Genomic DNA, 19,506 nt, shown 5'->3' on the forward strand with positions numbered 1-19,506 from the left:
TTCGCTATGGAAAAGCCGGTCGTCAGTCCCCAGCGCTTCGTTGAGTTGATGAACGAGCGCCTGGCAAGGCATCCTCTGTTCCAGGAGGGCATGCACGTGTACGCCATCCCGCAGCACACCGACCATCCACGCAGCCTGGTCTGCGTGGGGCCGCGCGGCACTGCGGGCGTCTGCGCCACGATCGAGAATATCGTGCGCGGCGAATGCGAGGTGTTTCCCGAGATCTCGCAGGAGTGGCACAGGTCCGGCCCGCCGCGGCACGGCGCAAGCTTGCGCTGAATGTTCAACACGAATATTCAACAGCCATGCCCAGCGGCTCGCACGAGCACAGCGACAGCTACCGCGGCTACCGCATCCACATCGTAGCCTTGCGCTACGGCGGCCAGCACGATGGGTGGTGGACGCTGCGCGCGGGCGTCTGGCTGCACGGCCACGTCCTGCCCGATCTGTACCCGGACAGTGGCGTGCGCTTCGCCTGCGCCACCGACGCCCGCCGCGCGGGGCTGGCGTGGGGCCGCGAGCTTATCGACAGGCGGCTTGCCAGCCAGCAGGCCGCTGAAGAAGCCGCCTTCTCCTGACCGCCGCGTCAGACGTCGATCGCCGAATCCGACTTGACCTTGCGGCGCAGTTCGAACTTCTGGATCTTGCCGGTCGAGGTCTTGGGCAGCGGGCCGAAATACACCGCCTTGGGCACCTTGAAGCCCGCCAGCAGCGTGCGGCAATGCGCCATCAGTTCCTCGGCGGTTGCACTGGCGCCCTCCTTCAGCTCCACGAACGCACAGGGCGTCTCCCCCCACTTCGCATCGGGCTGTGCCACCACGGCCACAGCCAGCACGGCAGGATGGCGATAGAGCGCATCTTCGACCTCTACGCTGGAGATGTTCTCGCCGCCCGAGATGATGATGTCCTTGCTGCGGTCCTTGATCTTGATGTAGCCGTCCGGCATGCATACGCCAAGGTCGCCGGTGTGGAACCAGCCACCGGCGAAGGCCTCGCGCGTGGCCTTTTCGTTCTTCAGGTAGCCCTTCATGCAGATATTGCCGCGGAACATGATCTCGCCAATGGTCTCGCCATCGGCCGGCACGGGCTGCATCGAATCGGGGTCGAGTACTGTCACGCCCGCTTGCAGGTGATAGCGCACGCCCTGCCGCGCCTTCATCACCGCACGGTCTTCCTGGGACAGCTGGCTCCAGTCGTCCTGCTCCGCGCACACGGCCGCCGGGCCATACACTTCGGTCAGGCCATATACATGGGTCAGCTCGAAGCCCATGGCTTCCATCTGTGCGAGCACCGCGGCCGGCGGCGGTGCGCCGGCCACCATGCCGCGCACCGGCCCGCGCAGGCCTTCGCGCCACGACGGCGGCGCGTTGACGAGCGCGGTGTGCACGATGGGGGCCGCGCAATAATGCGTCACGCCCTCATCGCGCATCAGGTCGAACACCAGGCGCGGCTCGAACTTGCGCAGGCACACGTTCACGCCGGCGCGCGCGGCGACGGTCCAGGGGAAGCACCAGCCGTTGCAATGGAACATCGGCAGCGTCCAAAGGTAGACCGGGTGCTTGGGCAGGTCCCACTCGAGGATGTTCGAGATCGCGTTCATCGCCGCGCCACGGTGGTGGTACACCACCCCCTTGGGGTCGCCGGTCGTACCCGACGTGTAGTTCAGCGCAATGGCGTCCCACTCGTCGGCAGGCATCTGCCACGCATAGTCCGGATCGCCCGAGGCCAGGAAGGATTCATAGTCGGTATCGCCGAAGCGCTCGGCCTGCGGCCCCAGCGCGTCTTCCACGGCGATGACCTTCAGGCCGGGGATTTCGAGCGAAACCTGCCGGGCAAGGTCCGCGAATTCCGTATCGGCCAGCAGTACGCGCGCCTCGCCATGGCGCAGCATGAAGACCAGGTTGGCGGCGTCGAGGCGGATATTCAGGGCGTTCAGCACAGCGCCGGCCATCGGCACACCGAAGTGCGCTTCCACCATCGCCGGCGTATTGGGCAGCAGCGCCGCCACGGTATCGCCCTTGCCGACCCCGGCCCGTGCCAGCGCGCTGGCCAGGCGCCGTGCCCGCGCATAGGTGTCGCGCCAGTTCTGGCGCACCGGACCGTGCACGATGGCAAGCCTGTTGCCATACACCTCGGCCGCGCGGACCAGGAAATCAATCGGGGTGATCGGCACGAAATTGGCCGTATTGCGGCCCAGGCCGCTGTCGAAATCTGTGGGCATTGCTTGTGTCTCCGCTGAACTCTTCTGCACCGGGGCGCTGTTACTTTTTCGTACAGAAGGCTATCATCGCACACGCCCGCGCTCTGTCGTCCGGATGACAAACTCCCCGGAAACCCGCGCCAGGCAAGGCTTACAGGTTTCTTACAAGGCCAGCGTGAATGTCTCACAAGGGGTCTCGCAAGGGGCCTCGCAAGGCCGGATTGCCTGATTGCCCAACCCGTCCTCAATGACTGCGCCCGACCTTTCCCCATCCGCCTCGCCGCTGGCAAGCCATGCCTGGTTTCGCGCCCTCTCGCCGGAACACCAGGCGCTGGCCGCGCGCGCCACGATGCTGCAGGAATTCCCCGCCGGGGCCTTCATCGCCCGGCGCGGGGAGCCATCGCGCGACTGGATCGGCGTCGACAGCGGGCTGATCAAGCTGGCCGTCTATACGCCGGACGGCCGTGGCTGCACGTTTTCGGGCGTGCCCGCGGGGGGCTGGTGTGGCGAGGGCAGCGTGATCAAGCGAGAACTACGCCGCTATGACGTGATCGCGATCCGCGATTCGCGCGTGCTGCTGGTGCCGGAGCCCGTATTCAACACCTTGCTCGCGCAGAGCCTGCCCTTTTCCAGTTTCGTGGTGACGCAGCTCAACGAACGCATGGGACAGTTCATCGCCACGGTGCAAAACGACCGCCTGCTCAGCGCCGATGCGCGCGTGGCACAGGCGATCGCTCAGCTATTCCATCCATCGCTGTATCCGCGCACCAGCCCCGTACTGGAGCTGTCGCAGGAAGAGATCGGCCTGCTGACCGGCCTGTCGCGCCAGCGCGTCAACCAGGCGTTGCGGCGGCTGGCCGACGAGGGCCTGGTCCACCTGGCCTACCAGACCATCCGCGTGACGGACTTGCCGCGGCTGCGTCACTTCGGGCTGTCGGAGCTGTAGGCCGCCGGCGAAATGTCGCCCCGGCGACATCGTCGACGGTTGCGCCGCCCTTAGAATGCTGCGACAGTAACCGGCCGCGCTCCAGCCACTGCCCGCATGCCCCTTGTCAGCCGCAACCCCGTCCGCATAACCCGACTGCGCTTTCCATTCGCCGTGCGCGTGGAAGCATGGCAGGGCGCGGCCCGGCTGCGCGACGCCAATGCGCGCCGCGACGTGCGGCCTGGCGATCCCTTCGTGGTACCGGCATTCGCGCACTTCGACTGCGAGTTGCAGGCCGCGCCATCGCAGCCCTGCACCATCACGCTCGAAGCCGTGCCCGACGCGGTCTGCCCGCGCATGAATGCCATCCAGCATGACAAGCACTGGTCGCGTACGCTCGCGAGGCTGGTCTTTGAACATCCGACCGTCGACTGGAATGCCGCGCGCCTCGGCGAACAGTGGCAGGTCACCCAGCGCCTGGTGCGCGCGCGCCTGTTCGCCGAAGGCGAGGCGCTGCATCCGATCGTGCGGGAACAGCGTGCGGCACGGGCCTTCTACATGCTGGCGCTGCCCGACGCCAGGCCTGGGCTGCCACCCGCGCGGCTGGACCTGCTTGCCACCGAGTCGGGCTTGCGCTCCGCGGCGGCATTTGCCAGCGCGTGCGCCAATCTATTTGGCGTAGAGCCGACGCAACTGCTGCCGGGCCTGCCCGGCACCAGGCGCGCCGGAACGCCGGCCTGGAACGGCTGGCCGCTCCCCGCTACGGCCTGATTTCACAGGGCTATCGCCGCAGGCTCAGCACGATCACGCCCGCGGCAACCAGGCCGATGCCAAGCCATTCGCGCGGGGCCGGCCGCTCGCCGAGGAACAGCACGGCGAACAGCGCCACCAGCACCAGGCTGAACTTGTCGACGGGCGCCACCTTGGAGGCATCACCGATCTTGAGGGCACGAAAGTAGCAGACCCACGAGGCACCGGTGGCCAGGCCGGACAACGTGAGGAAGACCCAGTTCCTGGCCGAAAATGCCGAGGGGTCCATCCACTTGCCGGTGGCCACCACGAACGCGGCCAGCACCACGAAGATGATCACCACGCGAACCAGCGTGGCCATGTCAGAGTCGATGCCGGCCAGGCCGACCTTGGCGCAGATAGCGGTCAGGGCCGCGAACACCGCGGACAGCGCGGCCCAGGCAAACCAGCTCGATGTGGCAGGCATCATCTATAAAGCTCCGGCAAAAACCGGGCATCACGGCCCGGCGGAGCCTGAAGTATATCGGCGCCGCACACACATGGGCCTTGCTCCAATACACCAGAGTGCGCGCGGCCCGGAAGGCAAAGGGGCCGCGTGCGCGGCCCCGCAGCGCTCATCTGTCGTTACGCGTGCGCAGGACGCGCATTCCGGGCCGCACTCGCCTGCTGCTGCAAGCCGGCCATCCGCTGCCTTGAGCGCTCGGGGTTGATCATGGCCGCGCCCGCAAGACCACCCACGATCATCAGTGCCCCACAGAACGCGAAGCCGGTCTCATAGCCATGCGCGCCGCTCGCATTCTGTATGAGGTAGCCCGTCACCAGCGGCGGCGCCAGGATGCCGGCGATCGATGAGATCGAGGCGTCGATCGACAGCAGCGCGCCACGCTGCGCGGGCGGGCAGACCTCGGCCAGCATGGCCGGCCCCAGCGAGTAGATCGACGGCGCCAGCGCGCAGCTTGCCGCCGGCAATGCCACGCGCTGCCAGCTGCCACCGATGCGACCGCACGTTTGGCGTGGTCTGCGGCGTGGGTCGTATGGGATTTAAAGCGACGAGCGGAAGGGGACTCTTTTCGAACTGCCAGCGGGTTGGCGATGTCTGGGATGTCGCGCTTGGCAGGCGCTGCTGTTTCGCCGGCGTAGCCGGCGACTTACTCTTTTGTCCGAGCGACAAAAGAGTAAGCAGAAAAGCGCGTCGCCTGGCGGCTGGCCATCAACGATGCGCTTCTTGTTTTCAAGCGGCTTTGGTCTCGCGAGACGTGGTTGCCCGTTCGGGCCTGCTACGCATAGTGATTCAGAACCAGTGCCTGCGATAACCGGCTTTTGTACGATCCCCATGTAGGGCGGTGGCCGCCTGCTAACACCGATATCGCATCATCGCCTTCGGCTGCTCCGCGGCTCAGTAGCCGGCATGCACTGGCATCAGCGTCGCTGGCGCAGGCGCTTCCCCGCCGGCTATGCGGCGGAACAGAAACTACCGCCAACGCCCTTACCCAACCGAATGCAGGGGCGACAACGAATACGCAAAGACCAGCGCAGCCACAATGGCCGGAGACCCCAGCCGAATTGCAGCACTGCGTGTCAGCACGCCTAGATAGACGTACAAGCACACCAGCACCATCGCAGTCAGGTACAAGAGGCCGTCATAGACTTGCATGGATGTCTCCCGCGGGGTCTTGCCCCGGATGTTTTTATTGGTCTACATCGTGCTGCCGCCAGGCCGCTTCTACTGGGGGGACGCCCTGGCGCAATGCCTTTGCTGTCTGTTGCAAACCATGGTGGCCACTTCGATGCGATGTGGCAATCATGGAAATCCCTGCGAAAAATGCGAAAACAATGATGCGGTGCGCAAAATCACAGTAGCGATTTACCCTGCGAGAGCACCTTCTCGCATACCTGCTCGGTGGCCCTTGCCTTCAGGCCGCTGCCACTGAGGTCCAGTGTCTTGCCGTGGCTATCCTGCAGGATGCCCCGTGCGCCGCTTGTAAAACCGGTGTCCGTCGAGGCCTGGGACGGCCCGCCGAGTTTGTCCATCAGCTTGTCCTTGACCGACGCCGCCCCGCTCGCACCGAGATAGTTGTTCTTGATGCAGAAGTCCAGCAAGCCAGCGACATTGCCCACGCTGCCCGAGGAAAGCGACTGCAGCGAAAGACCGCCGCCCATTCCGCCACGCGCTGCCGCGCTCTCCGCGGCGCCCCCGCCTCCCATGGGGTTCTTCAGCACGTCACCCAGCTGTGCCCGCGACACCGGCGCCAGGCCCATGAACACGGTTGCGGCCAGTGCCAGGGTGGCAAAACGGCGCGCCCGCTCAAGCGATGTCTTGCCTGCCTCCATCGTCCCTTCCCTCCGTCGATGGCCACGTAGGTCAGCTACTACTATAGTGCGCGCGGCAGTCTTGTACCCTGCCCGGCACTTACGGCTGCCTTCAATCGGCGGGGAGCATCTGCGGGTTCCAGGCGACCTCCCACAGATGCCCATCCGGATCGGAAAAGTAGCCCGCGTAGCCACCCCAGAAGGTCGGCTGCGCAGGCTTGACGATGGTGGCGCCGGCGGCGGCAGCCTGCTGCATGACCGCGTCAGCCTCGGCCTGGCTGCTGACGTTATGCGCCAGGGAACATCCGGGCGCCGCGCGCACGGAGAGCGGCAGACCACTGTCGTGCGCGAGGCTGGCCCGTGGCCAGATGGCCAGCTTGAGGCCGGGCTGCAAGTCGAAGAAGGCCACCGCGCCATGCTCGAACTGCTCGCCGACGATGCCCTCGGTCGTCAGGCCCAGCCCTTCGCGGTAAAAGCGCAGGGACCGCTGCAGATCGTCAACGCCCAGCGTAATCAGGGTGACACGTGGTTTCATGCAGCATCCTCCTTCGGCTTCGGATGGGAACGGCTCAACGCTGGCCGAAGCTCGCGTCCGAGAACAGGTCCTTCAGTTCGCGCGGCTGCGAACGCCAGTATTGCTTCGGCGCCGCCACGCTTGCCCCCAGCTTCGCCGCGGCATGCCAGGGCCAGCGCGGGTTGTACAGCATGGCGCGCGCCAGCGACACCGCATCGGCCTCGTTGCCGGTGATGATGGCTTCAGCCTGCTCCGGTTCGGTAATCAGGCCTACGGCGATGGTCGGCAGGCCTACTTCGGCCTTGACGCGCTGTGCGTAGGGCACCTGGTAGCCTGGCCCGAGCTTGATCGCCTGCGCCGGCGAGACGCCACCCGTGGTCACATGGATCGCGGCACAGCCCCGCACCTTGAGCGCCTGCGACAACGCCACCGTGCCGTCGATATCCCAGCCGCCCGGCACCCAGTCCGTGGCCGAGATGCGCATCCACACCGGGCAGTCCGCGGGCACGGCTGCACGCACGGCGTCAAAGACCTCGATCGGGAAACGCATGCGGTTTTCCAGGCTGCCGCCGTATTTGTCATCGCGATGATTCGCCAGCGGCGACAGGAACTGGTGCAGCAGGTAGCCGTGCGCGCCATGGATCTCGATGCCCTGGATGCCGAGCCTTACCGCGCGCACCGCGGCCGCGACGAAATCATCGCGGACCTTATCCATGCCTGCGCGGTCCAGCGCGGTCGGCGGCACTTCGTCGTCAGCGTGCGGCACAGGCGACGGCGCCACGGCCTGCCAGCCGCCAGGCGCGCCGGGACGGACCTGCTTGCCGCCATCCCACGGCGCCTGGCTGGACGCCTTGCGCCCGGCGTGCGCGAGCTGTATGGCCACGGCAATGGGCGAGTGCGCGCGGATGGCACGCAGAACACGGCCCAATGCAGCCTCGTTGCCGTCGTCATAGAGGCCCAGATCTCCCGCGGTGATACGGCCTTCCGGCGAGACCGCGGTGGCTTCGAGGATCAGCATGCCCGCACCGGACAACGCCAGCGAACCGAGGTGGATCATGTGCCAGTCGCCCGCATTGCCGTCCTGCGCCGAATACTGGCACATCGGCGCAATGATGATGCGGTTGGACAGGGTCAGCTTGCCGATATCGAGAGGATCGAACAGATGGCTCATGGGGAAACCCTTGTGTTTCGGATCAGGACGCGCCGCATAGCCGGATGCTTACGGTGGATTGCGGGATTCTAGGCCGAGGCCCAACTTCCCGCTTGTCGCCGCCGCGCCACGGCTTGGTCAGCGACATGAAATGTTCAATGCTTGACAGCGGGCATCACCAGGCGCAAGCCGCTGGCCACGGCGGCGACACCGGCAAACCCCGCGCCCAGGGCCAGCGCCAGCCCGGGGCCATGGTCACCCGCCAGGCCGAAACTGAGCGCCACGAGCGCCGCGCCAGTGGACTGTCCCAGCAGCCGCGCCGTCGCGATCACGCCACTGGCCCCGCCGCTGCGCTCGCGAGGGGCACTGGCCATCAGCGCCTTCAGGTTCGGCGACTGGAAGAAGCCGAAACCGGCGCCGCAGATGCACATCCGGATGCCGATCTCCAGCGCGCTGGGGTTGGCCGGCATCAGGGCCAGCGACGCCATGCCTGCGCTCATCACGGCCAGCCCAACGCCGCCGAGCAGGCCCGGCGGATAACGGTCGGACAGGCGTCCGGCAACAGGCCCCATCAGCGCCACCACCACGGACCACGGCGTCAGCAGGAATCCCGTCTCCACCTGGCCTCGGCCGAGCACGTGCTGGAAATAAAACGGCAGCGAGACAAAGGCCAAACCCTGCGCCGCAAACGAGCAGACCGCCGTCAGGGTCGAGAGCGCGAACATCGGGCGGCGGAACAGGTCCACCGGCAGCATCGGCGCAGGGTGGCCGCGCTCACGCCACAGCAGCAGGCCGAACGCCACCACGAAGATGCCCGCCGCGGCCAGGGACTCCGCCAGCGGCGCGCGCTGCGCGCCTTCGCCCAGCGCGAAGATCAGCGCGGCAAACGCCACCACGTTCAGCAGCGCGGCCACGCGGTCGAACGCGTGCTGGCTGCGCGGCGTCTGCGGCAGGGACCCGCGCGCGATACCGAGCGCGAGCAGGCCGATCGGAAGATTGACGGCAAACAGCCATGGCCACGAGCCGAAAGACAGGATTACCGAAGCCACGGTCGGCCCCAGTGCGAACGAGACGCCGACCACCAGTGCATTCAGCCCGACACCGCGGCCGAGTCGGTGAATCGGAAAGATCGTACTGATCAGCGCCGTATTGACGCTCATGATGGCGCTGGCCCCGATACCCTGCAGCAGCCGCGCCGCCGCCAGCGACGGCAGCGACCACGCCAGCGCGCACACCACCGAGGCGGCGATGAACACCGTCACGCCGCCGATATAGACGCGCCGGTGCCCAAGGATGCCGCCCAGTGCCGCGAACGGCAGCAGCGTGGCCACCATCGCGAGCTGGTAGGCATTGATCACCCAGACCGACGCCGCAGGCGTCGCATGCAGGTCCGCGGCAATCGAAGGCAAGGCGGTGTTGGCGATCGCCGTGTCCAGCGTGGCCAGCGCCACGGCGATCATGATGGCTGCCATGCCGCGGCGCTCGCGCGACGTCATGGTATGCGAGGCAACGGCGGCGGACGCCGGCTGTGAGACGGATTGGATCGGAGCGGGACTGGACACGGGGATCGCGCGGTTGCGGCCGGATCATGGCCCGGCACGGTTCAACCGAGACGATACGGGAAATTCCTTCAACGCGCTGAAGACGGCTTCATATGTATGCACATTTGAAGCCATTCCCTCTGCCGCTCAGGCAACCGACAGACCGCCGTCCACGCTGATGCTCTGCCCGTTGATGAAGCGCCCGGCGGCCGAGGCCAGCAGCAACGCCAGGCCAGCTACGTCGCCCGCTTCGCCGATGCGCCGCATCGGATTGCGCGCGGCCAGTTGCGCCTCGCGGTCCGGGTCGCCCCACAATGCCTCGCGCGAGAACTCCGTCCGTACCGGGCCGGGGTTGATGGCGTTGACGTTCACGCCGCTCGCTCCCAGTTCGAGTGCCAGGCTGCGCACCGCCTGATCCACGGCAGCCTTGGTGATGCTGTACATGCCCAGGTATGCGGAGCCGCGCTTGGCCGCGATGCTCGACATGAAGGTGATCGAGCCATCGCGCCGCGCCACCATTTGCGGCGTCAGCGCGTTGACCAGCAACAGGTTGCCGCGCACATTGCCGGCCATGGCCGCGTCGAACACTTCCGGACCCTGGCTCAGCAACGATCCCACCGCACCGTCCGCCGCCGCATTCAGCACCAGGGCATCTACCCGGCCAAACGCCGCCAGCGCTTGTTCCGCGAATGCGCGCACGCTGGCCAGGTCGGCGATGTCGCAGGCAATGCCCCGGGCGCGTATCCCCTCGCTCTCCAGCTGCGCGGCAACGGTCTGTGCGACATCGCTGTCACGGCCGGAAACCACGACAGCGGCGCCGGCATGTCCGAGCGCACGCGCCATCTCAAGGCCCATGCCCTTGGTAGAGCCGGTCACGACGGCCACGCGGCCCGAAAGGTCAAAGAGGTTCTGCATTACAGGGACTCCTGTCGATTGGAGGACACAAGGAAGGCGTGACCGACCGGCACGCCGCTTAAATGACGAACAACATTTATTGAACAAATTATGGCCATCATCTAAAATTCGTCAAGGATCAATTTCCGAAGGAGCCTTCAGATGGCGCGTGCATCACGGGAACAAGCCGACAAGAATCGGGAAGCCATCGAACAGGCGTCGTCGCGCCTGTTCCGCGAACGCGGACTGAATGGCGTCAGCGTGGCCGAGCTGATGGCTGGCGCCGGGCTGACGCACGGCGGCTTCTATGGGCACTTCGCCTCGAAGGACGCACTCGCGGCGCAGGCCTGCACGCACGCATTCGACGAGGCGGCGGCACGCTGGGAACGCCGCATCGATCGCGCGGCGGGCGACCCGCAAGCCATGCTGGCCAACCTGGTCGAGCCCTATCTCACGCGGGCGCATTGCGCCAACCCCGGCGACGGCTGCGTGGCGGTGGCACTTGCCAGCGACGTGGCGCGCGAGCCGGCCGACAAGCCGGTACGGCTCGCTTACCTGGAAGGCTTCCGGTCGCTGGTCCGGGATATGGAAACGACCGTGGCCAGTGACAGCGCCGAGACGCGCCACAAGGAAGCCCTGATCCGCATGGCGATGCTGGTAGGCGCAGTTACGCTGGCACGTGCCATCGAAGGCGACACCATGTCCGACGGCATCCTGGACGCCGTGCGCGAACGGCTGCTCGGAACGTCTTCCGGCTAACCCGCCACAATTCCGAAACGCCCTGATTTACCGCTCTGCGTGCCCCACCGGGACACGCATGCCCTGGCTCATCCCCGCGCTCGCAAGCGCCCCGACAGAGAGACCCATGTTCGCCCAAGCGATTTCCAGCCGGCTCGACCGGCGCGGCATCCACTATGCGTGGCTCGTCGCCACCGTCACCTTTCTCGTCATGCTCACCACGTCGGCGGCACTCGGCCTGCCCGGCGCCTTCCTCAAGCCGCTGAGCAGCGAGATGGGATGGAACACTGACCAGATTTCCTCGATCCTGGCGTTCCGTTTCGCGCTGTTCGGATTGATGGCGCCGTTCTCGGCGCTCCTGATGGAGCGCTTCGGCGTGCGCAACGTGGTGTGCGCCGCCCTGGCGCTGATTGCCGGCGGCATGGCGCTGGCCACGGTCGTCACGGAGTTGTGGCAGCTGTTCCTGGCATGGGGCGTGATGCTCGGCATCGGCTCCGGCATGACCGCGCTGGTGCTGGCCGCCGTCGTGGCCAACCGCTGGTTCAGCGCGCGGCGCGGGCTGGTGATCGGGCTGCTCACCGCCAGTTCGGCCACCGGCCAGCTCGCCTTCCTGCCGGCGGCAGCCTGGCTGATCGAACACATGGGCTGGCGCGTGGCCGTGCTGCCGGTGCTGGCTGGATGCGCGGTACTGGCCGTGCTGGTGTTCGCGCTGATGCGCAACCGCCCCGCCGACGTCGGCCTGGCCGCATTCGGCGAGGTCCCTGCCGCGGTCCCGGTGGCTGCGGCCCCGCCACCCGCTCCCCTGACACTGCGCGGCCCCTTCGTCGTGCTGCGCGACGCCATGCGCAACCAGGCCTTCTGGGTGCTGGCCGGTACCTTTTTCATCTGCGGCCTGTCCACCAACGGTCTGATCCAGACCCACTTCATCGCGCTCTGCGGGGACTTCGGCATGGGCCCTGTGCCGGCCGCCTCGGCGCTGGCCATGATGGGCGCGTTCGACTTCGTCGGCACCATCCTGTCCGGCTGGCTGTCGGACCGCTATGACAGCCGCAAGCTGCTGTTCTGGTACTACGGGCTGCGCGGCCTGTCGCTGTTCTGGCTGCCCCATTCCACCTTCACCCTGTACGGTCTGTCGATCTTCGCGATGTTCTACGGCCTGGACTGGATTGCCACCGTACCGCCCACGGTCAAGCTGGCCGCCACCGCGTTCGGCCGCGACCGCGCGCCGATGGTGTTCGGCTGGATCTTTGCCGCCCACCAGATCGGCGCGGCCACGGCGGCGTTCGGCGCTGGCCTGAGCCGTACGCTGCTGCTGACCTACACGCCCGCCTTGTATGCCGCGGGCGCGGCGTGCTTCGCGGCGGCTCTGCTGGCGCTGTTCGTCAGGCGTGCCGCGACGTCGGGCAACGCCGCCGCGGTGCAACCGGCAAACGGCTGAGAGCTCGCCACGCGCTCAGAACTTCGGAATCCTCAGTGTCTTGCTGACCATCAGCGAGCCGGACAGCGCGAACAGCAGCACTAGCGGATGCAGCTCGGCCGGCCCGATCGTCCATGCGCCGCCGGGCAGCGCCGCGCCGATGCGGTCCTGCGCGGCGCACCAGGCCAGCACGCCGGTCAGCAGCACGCTCGTGGGGATGGGCGTGCCCTCGAAATACTTCACCTTGCCGCTGCCGGCCGACAGCGTCTCCGCGGTGACGTTGAAACGCGCGAGCCGGCTGACGCCGCAGCAGACAAAGACAATCAGCACCGCCAGGTCCCAGCCGCCGCGCATGCCGGCGGCAAACGCCAGCGTGGCCGGGCCGACGCCGAAGGAGATGATGTCGGCCAGCGAATCCAGCTCGCGCCCAAGCGCCGAATGCTGGTGCCGCCAGCGCGCGATGCGCCCGTCGAGCACGTCGAAGATGAATGCCAGCGGCGCCAGCGCGGCCGCCGTGAAGAAATGCGCCGGCGTCGGCGTGGCCACGTAGAACATGGCGAAGAACACCGACGCCATCCCGCAGGCCGCATTGCCCAGCGTGAACACATCCGCAAGCTGCAGCTCGCGCAGCATGGAGAAATGGCGGGGCCGTTCCTGAGGTGCCGACATCTGGTTTGGCTCAGAGTACCTTGGACACGTGGCCGACCTGCGGCGCAGCCGCGAAGCAGTCGCTGACCAGCGCGCGCCACTCCTGGAATTCCGGCGCTTCGCGGAAATGCACCATGTGGTCTTCGACCGTTTCCCACTCGACTACTAGCGTGTATTGCTGCGGCTGCTCGATCGAGCGGAACAGCTGCACGCCGTGACACCCGCGCGAACGCAGGAACAGCGGTTTGGCCTTGGCGACGCCCTGCTCGAACTGGCCTTCACTGCCAGGCTTGACGGTGATTTGCGCGATTTCCTTGATCATGATGTCCCTGTATCTGGTTGGGTGGCTGCCGGCACGTGCCGGCGGATGACATTACCTTAGCACGATCACGCGGGTGGATCGCGTGGCCGCAATCCTTTCGTGACTCGTGCACCGTAGCATCGCAGCTTCTGTTGAAGCCATCATGAACCGCCATGCCAATGAAGCCGCTGAATGCCCTGACCGCCGGACTGCTGCTCGCCGGCCACACCACCCTCGCCCTTGCGGCCACCGCGGCGTGCGGGTCACCGTCGACGCTGATTGCCGATGTGCAAGGCGCGGCGGCCGTTTCGCCGTTCGTGGGCAAGCCCGTGGAGATCGAGGCCGTGGTCACGGCCGACTACAGCGGCCCCGACGGCTTCATGGGCTTTTTCATCCAGCAGGGCGACGACAAACGGCAGCACCGGCCGGGCGTATCCGAGGGCTTGTTCGTCTACGCGCCGCGCTACGCCGCACGTACCGGCGACCTGCTGCGGCTGGCCGGCACGGTGGAGGAGCGCTACGGCCAGACCCAGCTGGCCTTGTCGGGCATGCCCTCGCTCTGCGCGACGGGGCGCTCCGTCACTGCGGCCAGTCTTGTGCTGCCCTTTCCCAGCGAGATGGCACTGAGGGCACACGAAGGCATGCTCGTCACCCTGCCTCAGACCCTGACGGTCAACGACACGCATGAACTGGGCCGCTACGGCAGCCTGCTGCTCGGGCTCGGCCGGTTGCGCACGCCTACTGCCGTCGCCGCGCCACGCGAAGAGGCTGCGCGGGCTGCGGCCGAGAACGCGCTGAACCGGCTGGTACTGGACGATGGTTCAAGCCACCAGAACCCGGCGGTAGTTCCCTACCCCGCTCCCGCCCTGAGCACCGCAAACCCGGTGCGCGCCGGCGACACCGTGACCGGCCTGCGCGGCGTGCAGGAAAAGCGCTATGGCAGCTGGCGCGTGCAGCCCGTGCCCGGTGCCGCACCTCCCCGGTTCACCGCCGCCAATCCTCGCCAGCCTGCCCCCGTCCGCGCTACGGGCACCGACATGCGCGTAGCCGCATTCAACGTGCTCAACTACTTCAACGGCAACGGCCAGGGCAGCGGCTTCGACGCCCCCGACAACCGTGGCGCCAAGAGCCCTGCCGAGTTCGCGCGGCAGGAAGCCAAGCTGCTCGCGGCACTGCGCGCGCTTGACGCGGACGTGATCGGCCTCATGGAGGTGGAGAACAACGGCTTTGGTCCGCGCAGTGCCGTGCAGCGCCTGGCGGCCCTGCTCGGACCGGACTGGCGCGCGGTCGAGCCCGGCACGCCAAGGCTTGGCCTGGACGCCATTGCCGTCGCGCTGCTCTACAACCAGCGGATCGTGAGGCCGATTGGCGCGCCCGTGACGACGGTGCTCGAGGCGCGCAGCCGGCAGCCGCTCGCACAGGTGTTCGCGCCTGTTGGCAATCCCTCGAATGCCTTCACTGTCGTGGTCAACCACTTCAAGTCCAAGAGCTGCACCGATGCCGAAGGGCCCGACCGGGACCAGGGCGACGGCCAGGGTTGCTGGAACGCGACCCGGTTGCAGGCAGCGCGGGCGCTGGCCGAGTGGCTCAAGACCTTGCCGGCCGGCCCCGCGGGCGCAGGCACGCTGGTGATCGGAGACCTCAACAGCTATGCCGGCGAAGACCCGGTCAGCCTGCTGGCACGCGAGGGCTATGCGGACATGATCGCAAGGCTGGCCGGACGCGACGCGTACACCTATGTCTTCGACGGGCAGGCTGGCTACCTTGACTACGCCCTGGCCGATGCCGCTCTCGCCACGCGTGTCCGGGCTGTCAGCATCTGGCATGCCAACGCCGACGAACCTTCAGCCTTTGGCTACGCGCAGGCCTATCGCAGCGCGGCCCAGCAGCAGCGCTACTACGCGCCGAATGCCTGGCGCGCCTCGGACCATGATCCGGTGTTGGTCGACCTGTCCTGGCGCGAGCCCGTGCCGGACGCCGCGCCCGCCCATCCCGGGGGCGGCAATGCGGTGACCGAGCCCGACGGCGGTGGTGGCGTCGTAGGGACCGTCGCACTGCTGGCCATTTTGCTCGCCGCAGGCGCAACGCTTGCCATGCCGACAGCCCGGCGCCGGAAGGCACGGTAATCGCCCAGCCAATGATGCGCCGCCCTCCGCAATCCGCGCGGCACGGGCTTCGGCAAGGAAACACGCGGGCTTCTCCGGCAGCCCGCGTCTTTTATCTGAAACCCGCCAGGCTCCCCCCTCGCGCGATCAGGCGCGGACCTCGTGGCGTGCCAGCCCTTTGATCAGGTACAGCACCACGAGCACGTTCGCCACGGCGAGGCTTGCGTGCATCCAGCTCGGGTGCGCCAGCGCTTCATAGAGTTCCAACGGCAGGTAGATGCCTCCGGAAAACACCCCAAGCCAGTTGCCCCATGCCAGCCGGTGCCACAGTCCCCAGGCTTCGGCAAAGCGCATCAGGGCGTACACCGCGGCGGAACCGCCGATGGCCCAGAGGCGCGCGTCGCTCGGGTGTGCCAGCAGGGACAGGAAGATAGTGGGATAGCGGCTGGCCGGGTTGATGTGCAGGCGCATGATGATGGCTTCGGCAAGCGCCTGCGCATCACGATGCAGGAAAGCCACCAGCCCCAGGCCGGCCACGATAACCAGCGCGCCTTTGGCGGCTTCGAACAGCGCAATGGTCCTCAGGCCGAATACCTGCTGCTTCGCCATGAACGGGCTCCGGGGGTTGTGATCCGAGGCCCATATTGTGCAATATGGGCCGCCCCCGCGCACCACCGTCAATGGCAACGCCACGTCGTCAGCGCGTGTACTCGCGCTCCTGCATCGGGCCGTCGGCCTCAATGCCGCCGCTCGCTTCCAGTGGACCGTCGACGGTAATGGGCCCGTCGGCAGTGAGATCGCCGTTGACCACCATGGTGCCATGCACGGTCAGCGGTCCATTGAAGACCTTGAGGTAGCCAGCTGCATAGGGCACGCCTCGGGCCACGGCGGGTCCGGAGAAGAATGCGGCCGTGAGCGGCCCGCGCGCATGCACGCGCCCGGCGACGATCAACCTGCCGTGCACCACCACCGGCCCGCGCACATGGGCGGAGCCCGCCACAGTGATCGATCCGGTTTCCTGCGGCTGGGCCTGCAACGGACTGGCCGCGCACAAGGCCAGCGCCGCCAGCAGTCCCAGGCTCACTGCCCGCAGCTGACGCTGACTGGCATGTATCGGAAGAAGTTGGAGGGTTCTCATTCGGGCTTTCCGCGTTCCCGCTCAGTGCGCGTGCTTCCGGTAAGTACCGAGCAGTTCGGCCTGCGCCAGGATATGCCCCTGCATGGCGCGCTCCAGTGCCGCCTTGTCGGGCATGCCCAGGTCCGGCAATGCCACGTCGAGCGCATACAGCTTGAGGAAGTAGCGATGGCGCCCGATCGGGGGGCACGGGCCGCCATAGCCGGTCCGGTGCCAGTCATTGAGCCCTTCGCGGGCACCGGGCGGCAGTTCTTCGCGCCGCACGCCCTGGGCCAGTGCGCTTGCCTGCGGCGGCAGGTTGTACAGGACCCAGTGCACCCAGGTCTGGCGTGGCGCGGCCGGGTCCGGCGCGTCCGGATCGTCGACTATCAGGGCAAGGCTGGCCGTACCGGCCGGCATGCCAGACCATGCCAGCGGCGGCGAAGCATCTGCGCCCTCGCATGTGAAGCGGGCCGGGATTTCATCGCCATGGGCGAATGCGGAGGATGTCAGGGCAAGCGGCATGTGCGGCCTCGTCTGTGACTGTGACGCAAGGGCCAGCACCGCTGCGCCGGCCAGCAGCCAGTGCAGCCTGCGGAAAGGACGCCGGGCCATGGGATAGGTCATGTGATCCCAGAAGACTACAGCCGGGCTGGCCGCCGTCGGATGGTAATTCCAACTTAGTGCGGATCATGTCGCCGCGCAAGCGACGCCGCCCCGCCTCAGCGCGGGGCCTCGAGCTTCGCCTTGAGGCGCCTGACGGCTTCCGCCGATTCCGCCTCGATGCGCGGGCGCAGCACCAGGCGGTTCAGCAGGACAAACAGCAAGGTGGGCGACTGGTAGCTGAAAACCCGCTCGAAGCGCGTGCTCTCCTCGCGCGGCGTGAGCGATGGCGTCAGCGCCGGTGTCAGCGTGTAGGTCACGGTACCGGCCTTGCGTCCCTCGATCTCCCCTTCGATCATCCACGTCCGCGGTGGTTCGCTCTTCGTCACGGTCCACACCACAACGCCGCTGCGCCCCGCGACCACGAACGTCTCGGTCACGCGCTCGCCGGGTTGCAGCGAGTGATCCGTGGCACCCGCCACGCCCAGCGACGACGGGTGCCAGGCCGGCCAGTTACCGGGTGTGGACACGTAGTCGAACACTGCGGCCGGCGGCCGGGCAATCACCACCTCATTGTCGATGCGCGTGGTGTCGGTCCAGGGCAGCGGCACGAACAAGGCCGCGGCGCCTGTGGCCGCTGCAATCAGAATCCAGAACAGCGTCGTGTGTCGGGGCATGGAGGCGGGGGCCCGCGCAGGTCCGGGTGCGTGGCGCAATGCCTTCAGTGTAGCGAACCGTTTGCATCGCGCCACTCCCGCCAGCCGCCCCCACCTGCCGCAGCCCTAGGGCGCGGAAGCCAGCGAAGCTGCCGGCACGGTCGCCACCGCTTCCGGCGCCGGCCCCCATCCTCCGCCAAGGCTGCGCACCAGCGCCACCGTCGCCGCGGCCCGCAAGCCCGCCACCACGTTGGCATCGCGTTGCGATTGCAGCACCGTGCGGTCCGCGTCGATCACGGTCAGGTAGTCCACTGCTCCCGCGTCATAGCGGCTGCGGGAAGTGCGCTGGGCGCGCTTCGCACCGGCCAGCGCGCGGTCCAGCGCCGTGGCTTGCTGGCTGAGCCAGCGCACGTCGGCCAGGCTGTCCTCGACTTCGCGGAACGCCACCAGCACGGTCTGCCGGTAGCTCGCCACGCTCTCCTCGTGCGCGGCACGGGCGCCTGCCAGGTTCGAGCTGTTGCGCCCGCCGTCGAACACGGTCTGCGCAATCGTCGAACCCACCAGTGGTCCGAGCGCCCACGTGCGCGATGACCACTTGAACAGGTTCGATAGATCCGACGACTCGAAGCCGAACAGCGCCGACAGCGAAATACGCGGGAAGAAGGCCGCCTTCGCGACGCCGATCCGGGCATTGGCCGCCGCCATCTGGCGTTCGGCGGCAGCGATATCGGGACGGCGCTCGAGCAGCTCGGACGGCAAGCCGGCCGGCACAGCCACCGGCGTGGTGCTCAGCGACTTCGCTTCCAGTCCGAACTGCGACGGTGACACACCGGTCAATACGGCAAGCGCGTGCTCCTGGTTGGCGCGACGGCGCTCGGTAGCAGCCAGATCGGCGCGCGCCGTGCCCAGCTCGGCTTCCGCGCGGGCCGGATCGAGATCGGTGGTCTCACCGGCCTCATAACGCTTGCGCAGCAGCGTCAGCGCATCCTCGCGCAGCTTGATTGTCGCCTGAAGCAGCTCGCGGTCGCTATCCAGCGTACGCAGCGCAAAGTACGCTTGCGCGGTGTCGGCCTGCAGCGCCAGTTGCACCGAGCGGTACAGGCCCTCGGCACCCTTCTCTTCGGCGCGCGCGGCATTCACGCTGTTGGCCACGCGGCCGAACAGGTCGAGCTCGTAGCTGGCAAACGCACGTGCCCTGAGCACGGTCTGCGGCGCCACGCGCGTGCCGTCCGGCAAACCCTGCGACGCGGCCGACGGCTGCGAACGCGTCGGGTCCAGGCCGACGCTCAGTTGCGGATACAGGTCGGCTTCAGTGGCGCCGGTGAGCGCGCGCGCCTGCTTCAGCCGCGCCGCCGCGGCGGCGAGATCCTGGTTATAGGTGTTGGCCGCGTCGATCAGCCGGTCCAGCTCGGCATCGCCGAAGATCTTCCACCAGTCGCCGCGATGCTGGCCTTCGGCCGGCGCGGCGGTCTTCCATTGCGCGCCTTCCGCGGCAGCGGCATCGGCCTCCTTGAAGGTCGCTGCGGTGGGCGTCTCGGGCACCTTGTAGACCGGTGCCAGCGAGCAGCCGGCGAGCACCAGCGCGGCAGCCAGCGTGGCAAGCCTCGGCAGGTATTGCGTCATCACGTTATTCATCTTGG

General features: G+C 67.5%; 23 protein-coding genes. 7 read left to right on the top strand and 16 right to left on the bottom strand.

All coding sequences use genetic code 11. The features are described 5' to 3' along the window. Window positions 1-6: 6 nt before the first annotated feature. Window positions 7-279 (top strand): hypothetical protein, encoded by a 273-nt coding sequence (locus tag AC3FNH_RS25445; protein WP_276101645.1) that lies wholly within the window; start codon window positions 7-9, stop codon window positions 277-279. A 26-nt stretch (window positions 280-305) separates the two neighbouring features. Continuing rightward, window positions 306-578, top strand: a complete 273-nt coding sequence (locus tag AC3FNH_RS25450; RefSeq protein WP_488722029.1) for a DUF6566 family protein — start codon at window positions 306-308, stop codon at window positions 576-578. A gap of 8 nt (window positions 579-586) precedes the next feature. Here AC3FNH_RS25450 and AC3FNH_RS25455 read toward each other — a convergent pair whose 3' ends face one another. After that, on the bottom strand, window positions 587-2,221 hold the full coding sequence (locus tag AC3FNH_RS25455) for an acyl-CoA synthetase (RefSeq protein ID WP_488722030.1): 1,635 nt from the start codon (window positions 2,219-2,221) through the stop codon (window positions 587-589). A 226-nt stretch (window positions 2,222-2,447) separates the two neighbouring features. Between AC3FNH_RS25455 and AC3FNH_RS25460 the strand changes: the two genes are divergently transcribed. Together AC3FNH_RS25460 and AC3FNH_RS25465 are read left to right on the top strand one after the other, a co-directional pair. After that, window positions 2,448-3,146 carry a Crp/Fnr family transcriptional regulator gene (locus tag AC3FNH_RS25460; RefSeq protein ID WP_488722031.1) on the top strand — a complete coding sequence of 233 codons (699 nt, stop codon included), beginning with the start codon at window positions 2,448-2,450 and terminating at the stop codon, window positions 3,144-3,146. Window positions 3,147-3,242: 96 nt separating this feature from the next. Beyond that, window positions 3,243-3,896, top strand: a complete 654-nt coding sequence (locus tag AC3FNH_RS25465; RefSeq protein WP_488722032.1) for an AraC family transcriptional regulator — start codon at window positions 3,243-3,245, stop codon at window positions 3,894-3,896. A 10-nt stretch (window positions 3,897-3,906) separates the two neighbouring features. On the opposite strand, the gene AC3FNH_RS25470 is transcribed toward AC3FNH_RS25465, so the two are convergent. From AC3FNH_RS25470 to AC3FNH_RS25505, 8 genes are all read right to left on the bottom strand, one after another. Then, window positions 3,907-4,344 (bottom strand): EamA family transporter, encoded by a 438-nt coding sequence (locus AC3FNH_RS25470; RefSeq protein ID WP_488722033.1) that lies wholly within the window; start codon window positions 4,342-4,344, stop codon window positions 3,907-3,909. Between the two features lie 155 nt (window positions 4,345-4,499). After that, window positions 4,500-4,850: an MFS transporter gene (locus AC3FNH_RS25475; protein WP_488722034.1), complete on the bottom strand. Its 351-nt coding sequence runs from the start codon at window positions 4,848-4,850 to the stop codon at window positions 4,500-4,502. A 511-nt stretch (window positions 4,851-5,361) separates the two neighbouring features. Next, window positions 5,362-5,529 carry a hypothetical protein gene (locus AC3FNH_RS25480; protein ID WP_488722035.1) on the bottom strand — a complete coding sequence of 56 codons (168 nt, stop codon included), beginning with the start codon at window positions 5,527-5,529 and terminating at the stop codon, window positions 5,362-5,364. 197 nt (window positions 5,530-5,726) lie between these two features. Continuing rightward, window positions 5,727-6,206: a YjjA family protein gene (locus AC3FNH_RS25485; RefSeq protein ID WP_488722036.1), complete on the bottom strand. Its 480-nt coding sequence runs from the start codon at window positions 6,204-6,206 to the stop codon at window positions 5,727-5,729. A gap of 91 nt (window positions 6,207-6,297) precedes the next feature. Then, a complete protein-coding gene (locus AC3FNH_RS25490) occupies window positions 6,298-6,720 on the bottom strand; it encodes a VOC family protein (RefSeq protein WP_276101652.1) in 423 nt (140 codons plus the stop codon). Window positions 6,721-6,754: 34 nt separating this feature from the next. After that, window positions 6,755-7,870 (bottom strand): NADH:flavin oxidoreductase/NADH oxidase, encoded by a 1,116-nt coding sequence (locus tag AC3FNH_RS25495; RefSeq protein ID WP_488722037.1) that lies wholly within the window; start codon window positions 7,868-7,870, stop codon window positions 6,755-6,757. Window positions 7,871-8,004: 134 nt separating this feature from the next. Continuing rightward, on the bottom strand, window positions 8,005-9,345 hold the full coding sequence (locus tag AC3FNH_RS25500) for an MFS transporter (RefSeq protein WP_488722038.1): 1,341 nt from the start codon (window positions 9,343-9,345) through the stop codon (window positions 8,005-8,007). A gap of 192 nt (window positions 9,346-9,537) precedes the next feature. Then, window positions 9,538-10,305, bottom strand: coding sequence for an SDR family NAD(P)-dependent oxidoreductase (locus AC3FNH_RS25505; RefSeq protein ID WP_488722039.1), 768 nt, complete (start codon window positions 10,303-10,305; stop codon window positions 9,538-9,540). Window positions 10,306-10,446: 141 nt separating this feature from the next. On the opposite strand from AC3FNH_RS25505, the gene AC3FNH_RS25510 reads away from it, so the two are divergent. Beyond that, on the top strand, window positions 10,447-11,043 hold the full coding sequence (locus AC3FNH_RS25510) for a TetR/AcrR family transcriptional regulator (protein WP_488722040.1): 597 nt from the start codon (window positions 10,447-10,449) through the stop codon (window positions 11,041-11,043). Window positions 11,044-11,149: 106 nt separating this feature from the next. Continuing rightward, window positions 11,150-12,460 (top strand): MFS transporter, encoded by a 1,311-nt coding sequence (locus AC3FNH_RS25515; RefSeq protein WP_488722041.1) that lies wholly within the window; start codon window positions 11,150-11,152, stop codon window positions 12,458-12,460. Window positions 12,461-12,475: 15 nt separating this feature from the next. Here the strand turns inward: AC3FNH_RS25515 and pssA are convergent, their stop codons facing one another. After that, window positions 12,476-13,108, bottom strand: a complete 633-nt coding sequence (pssA, locus tag AC3FNH_RS25520) for a CDP-diacylglycerol--serine O-phosphatidyltransferase (protein ID WP_276101658.1) — start codon at window positions 13,106-13,108, stop codon at window positions 12,476-12,478. 10 nt (window positions 13,109-13,118) lie between these two features. Then, window positions 13,119-13,409 (bottom strand): antibiotic biosynthesis monooxygenase family protein, encoded by a 291-nt coding sequence (locus AC3FNH_RS25525; RefSeq protein WP_276101659.1) that lies wholly within the window; start codon window positions 13,407-13,409, stop codon window positions 13,119-13,121. A 158-nt stretch (window positions 13,410-13,567) separates the two neighbouring features. Here AC3FNH_RS25525 and AC3FNH_RS25530 point away from each other — a divergent pair, with 158 nt between their 5' ends. Next, on the top strand, window positions 13,568-15,514 hold the full coding sequence (locus AC3FNH_RS25530; protein ID WP_488722064.1) for an ExeM/NucH family extracellular endonuclease: 1,947 nt from the start codon (window positions 13,568-13,570) through the stop codon (window positions 15,512-15,514). A 126-nt stretch (window positions 15,515-15,640) separates the two neighbouring features. Here AC3FNH_RS25530 and AC3FNH_RS25535 read toward each other — a convergent pair whose 3' ends face one another. From AC3FNH_RS25535 to AC3FNH_RS25555, 5 genes are all read right to left on the bottom strand, one after another. Further along, window positions 15,641-16,102, bottom strand: a complete 462-nt coding sequence (locus tag AC3FNH_RS25535) for a DUF2127 domain-containing protein (RefSeq protein WP_488722042.1) — start codon at window positions 16,100-16,102, stop codon at window positions 15,641-15,643. A gap of 88 nt (window positions 16,103-16,190) precedes the next feature. Then, window positions 16,191-16,631: a hypothetical protein gene (locus tag AC3FNH_RS25540; protein ID WP_488722043.1), complete on the bottom strand. Its 441-nt coding sequence runs from the start codon at window positions 16,629-16,631 to the stop codon at window positions 16,191-16,193. Window positions 16,632-16,652: 21 nt separating this feature from the next. After that, complete coding sequence (locus AC3FNH_RS25545; RefSeq protein WP_488722044.1) at window positions 16,653-17,132, bottom strand: YbhB/YbcL family Raf kinase inhibitor-like protein; 480 nt, start codon at window positions 17,130-17,132, stop codon at window positions 16,653-16,655. 197 nt (window positions 17,133-17,329) lie between these two features. Next, on the bottom strand, window positions 17,330-17,887 hold the full coding sequence (locus AC3FNH_RS25550; RefSeq protein WP_488722045.1) for an SRPBCC family protein: 558 nt from the start codon (window positions 17,885-17,887) through the stop codon (window positions 17,330-17,332). 105 nt (window positions 17,888-17,992) lie between these two features. Then, entirely contained in the window at window positions 17,993-19,501 is a 1,509-nt protein-coding gene (locus AC3FNH_RS25555) for an efflux transporter outer membrane subunit (RefSeq protein WP_488722046.1), read from the bottom strand. Between the last annotated feature and the right edge of the window lie 5 nt (window positions 19,502-19,506).

This window comes from Cupriavidus sp. 22TCCZM01-5, from assembly GCF_057798915.1.

Excerpts from the sequence above, each read along its gene's own strand:
- AC3FNH_RS25445 (WP_276101645.1), top strand. The coding sequence starts at position 7 with ATGGAAAAGCCGGTCGTCAGTCCCCAGCGCTTCGTTGAGTTGATGAAC.
- AC3FNH_RS25450 (WP_488722029.1), top strand. The coding sequence starts at position 306 with ATGCCCAGCGGCTCGCACGAGCACAGCGACAGCTACCGCGGCTACCGC.
- AC3FNH_RS25455 (WP_488722030.1), bottom strand. The coding sequence starts at position 2,221 with ATGCCCACAGATTTCGACAGCGGCCTGGGCCGCAATACGGCCAATTTC.
- AC3FNH_RS25460 (WP_488722031.1), top strand. The coding sequence starts at position 2,448 with ATGACTGCGCCCGACCTTTCCCCATCCGCCTCGCCGCTGGCAAGCCAT.
- AC3FNH_RS25465 (WP_488722032.1), top strand. The coding sequence starts at position 3,243 with ATGCCCCTTGTCAGCCGCAACCCCGTCCGCATAACCCGACTGCGCTTT.
- AC3FNH_RS25470 (WP_488722033.1), bottom strand. The coding sequence starts at position 4,344 with ATGATGCCTGCCACATCGAGCTGGTTTGCCTGGGCCGCGCTGTCCGCG.
- AC3FNH_RS25480 (WP_488722035.1), bottom strand. The coding sequence starts at position 5,529 with ATGCAAGTCTATGACGGCCTCTTGTACCTGACTGCGATGGTGCTGGTG.
- AC3FNH_RS25485 (WP_488722036.1), bottom strand. The coding sequence starts at position 6,206 with ATGGAGGCAGGCAAGACATCGCTTGAGCGGGCGCGCCGTTTTGCCACC.
- AC3FNH_RS25490 (WP_276101652.1), bottom strand. The coding sequence starts at position 6,720 with ATGAAACCACGTGTCACCCTGATTACGCTGGGCGTTGACGATCTGCAG.
- AC3FNH_RS25495 (WP_488722037.1), bottom strand. The coding sequence starts at position 7,870 with ATGAGCCATCTGTTCGATCCTCTCGATATCGGCAAGCTGACCCTGTCC.
- AC3FNH_RS25500 (WP_488722038.1), bottom strand. The coding sequence starts at position 9,345 with ATGACGTCGCGCGAGCGCCGCGGCATGGCAGCCATCATGATCGCCGTG.
- AC3FNH_RS25505 (WP_488722039.1), bottom strand. The coding sequence starts at position 10,305 with ATGCAGAACCTCTTTGACCTTTCGGGCCGCGTGGCCGTCGTGACCGGC.
- AC3FNH_RS25510 (WP_488722040.1), top strand. The coding sequence starts at position 10,447 with ATGGCGCGTGCATCACGGGAACAAGCCGACAAGAATCGGGAAGCCATC.
- AC3FNH_RS25515 (WP_488722041.1), top strand. The coding sequence starts at position 11,150 with ATGTTCGCCCAAGCGATTTCCAGCCGGCTCGACCGGCGCGGCATCCAC.
- pssA (WP_276101658.1), bottom strand. The coding sequence starts at position 13,108 with ATGTCGGCACCTCAGGAACGGCCCCGCCATTTCTCCATGCTGCGCGAG.
- AC3FNH_RS25525 (WP_276101659.1), bottom strand. The coding sequence starts at position 13,409 with ATGATCAAGGAAATCGCGCAAATCACCGTCAAGCCTGGCAGTGAAGGC.
- AC3FNH_RS25530 (WP_488722064.1), top strand. The coding sequence starts at position 13,568 with ATGAAGCCGCTGAATGCCCTGACCGCCGGACTGCTGCTCGCCGGCCAC.
- AC3FNH_RS25535 (WP_488722042.1), bottom strand. The coding sequence starts at position 16,102 with ATGGCGAAGCAGCAGGTATTCGGCCTGAGGACCATTGCGCTGTTCGAA.
- AC3FNH_RS25540 (WP_488722043.1), bottom strand. The coding sequence starts at position 16,631 with ATGAGAACCCTCCAACTTCTTCCGATACATGCCAGTCAGCGTCAGCTG.
- AC3FNH_RS25545 (WP_488722044.1), bottom strand. The coding sequence starts at position 17,132 with ATGCCGCTTGCCCTGACATCCTCCGCATTCGCCCATGGCGATGAAATC.
- AC3FNH_RS25550 (WP_488722045.1), bottom strand. The coding sequence starts at position 17,887 with ATGCCCCGACACACGACGCTGTTCTGGATTCTGATTGCAGCGGCCACA.
- AC3FNH_RS25555 (WP_488722046.1), bottom strand. The coding sequence starts at position 19,501 with ATGAATAACGTGATGACGCAATACCTGCCGAGGCTTGCCACGCTGGCT.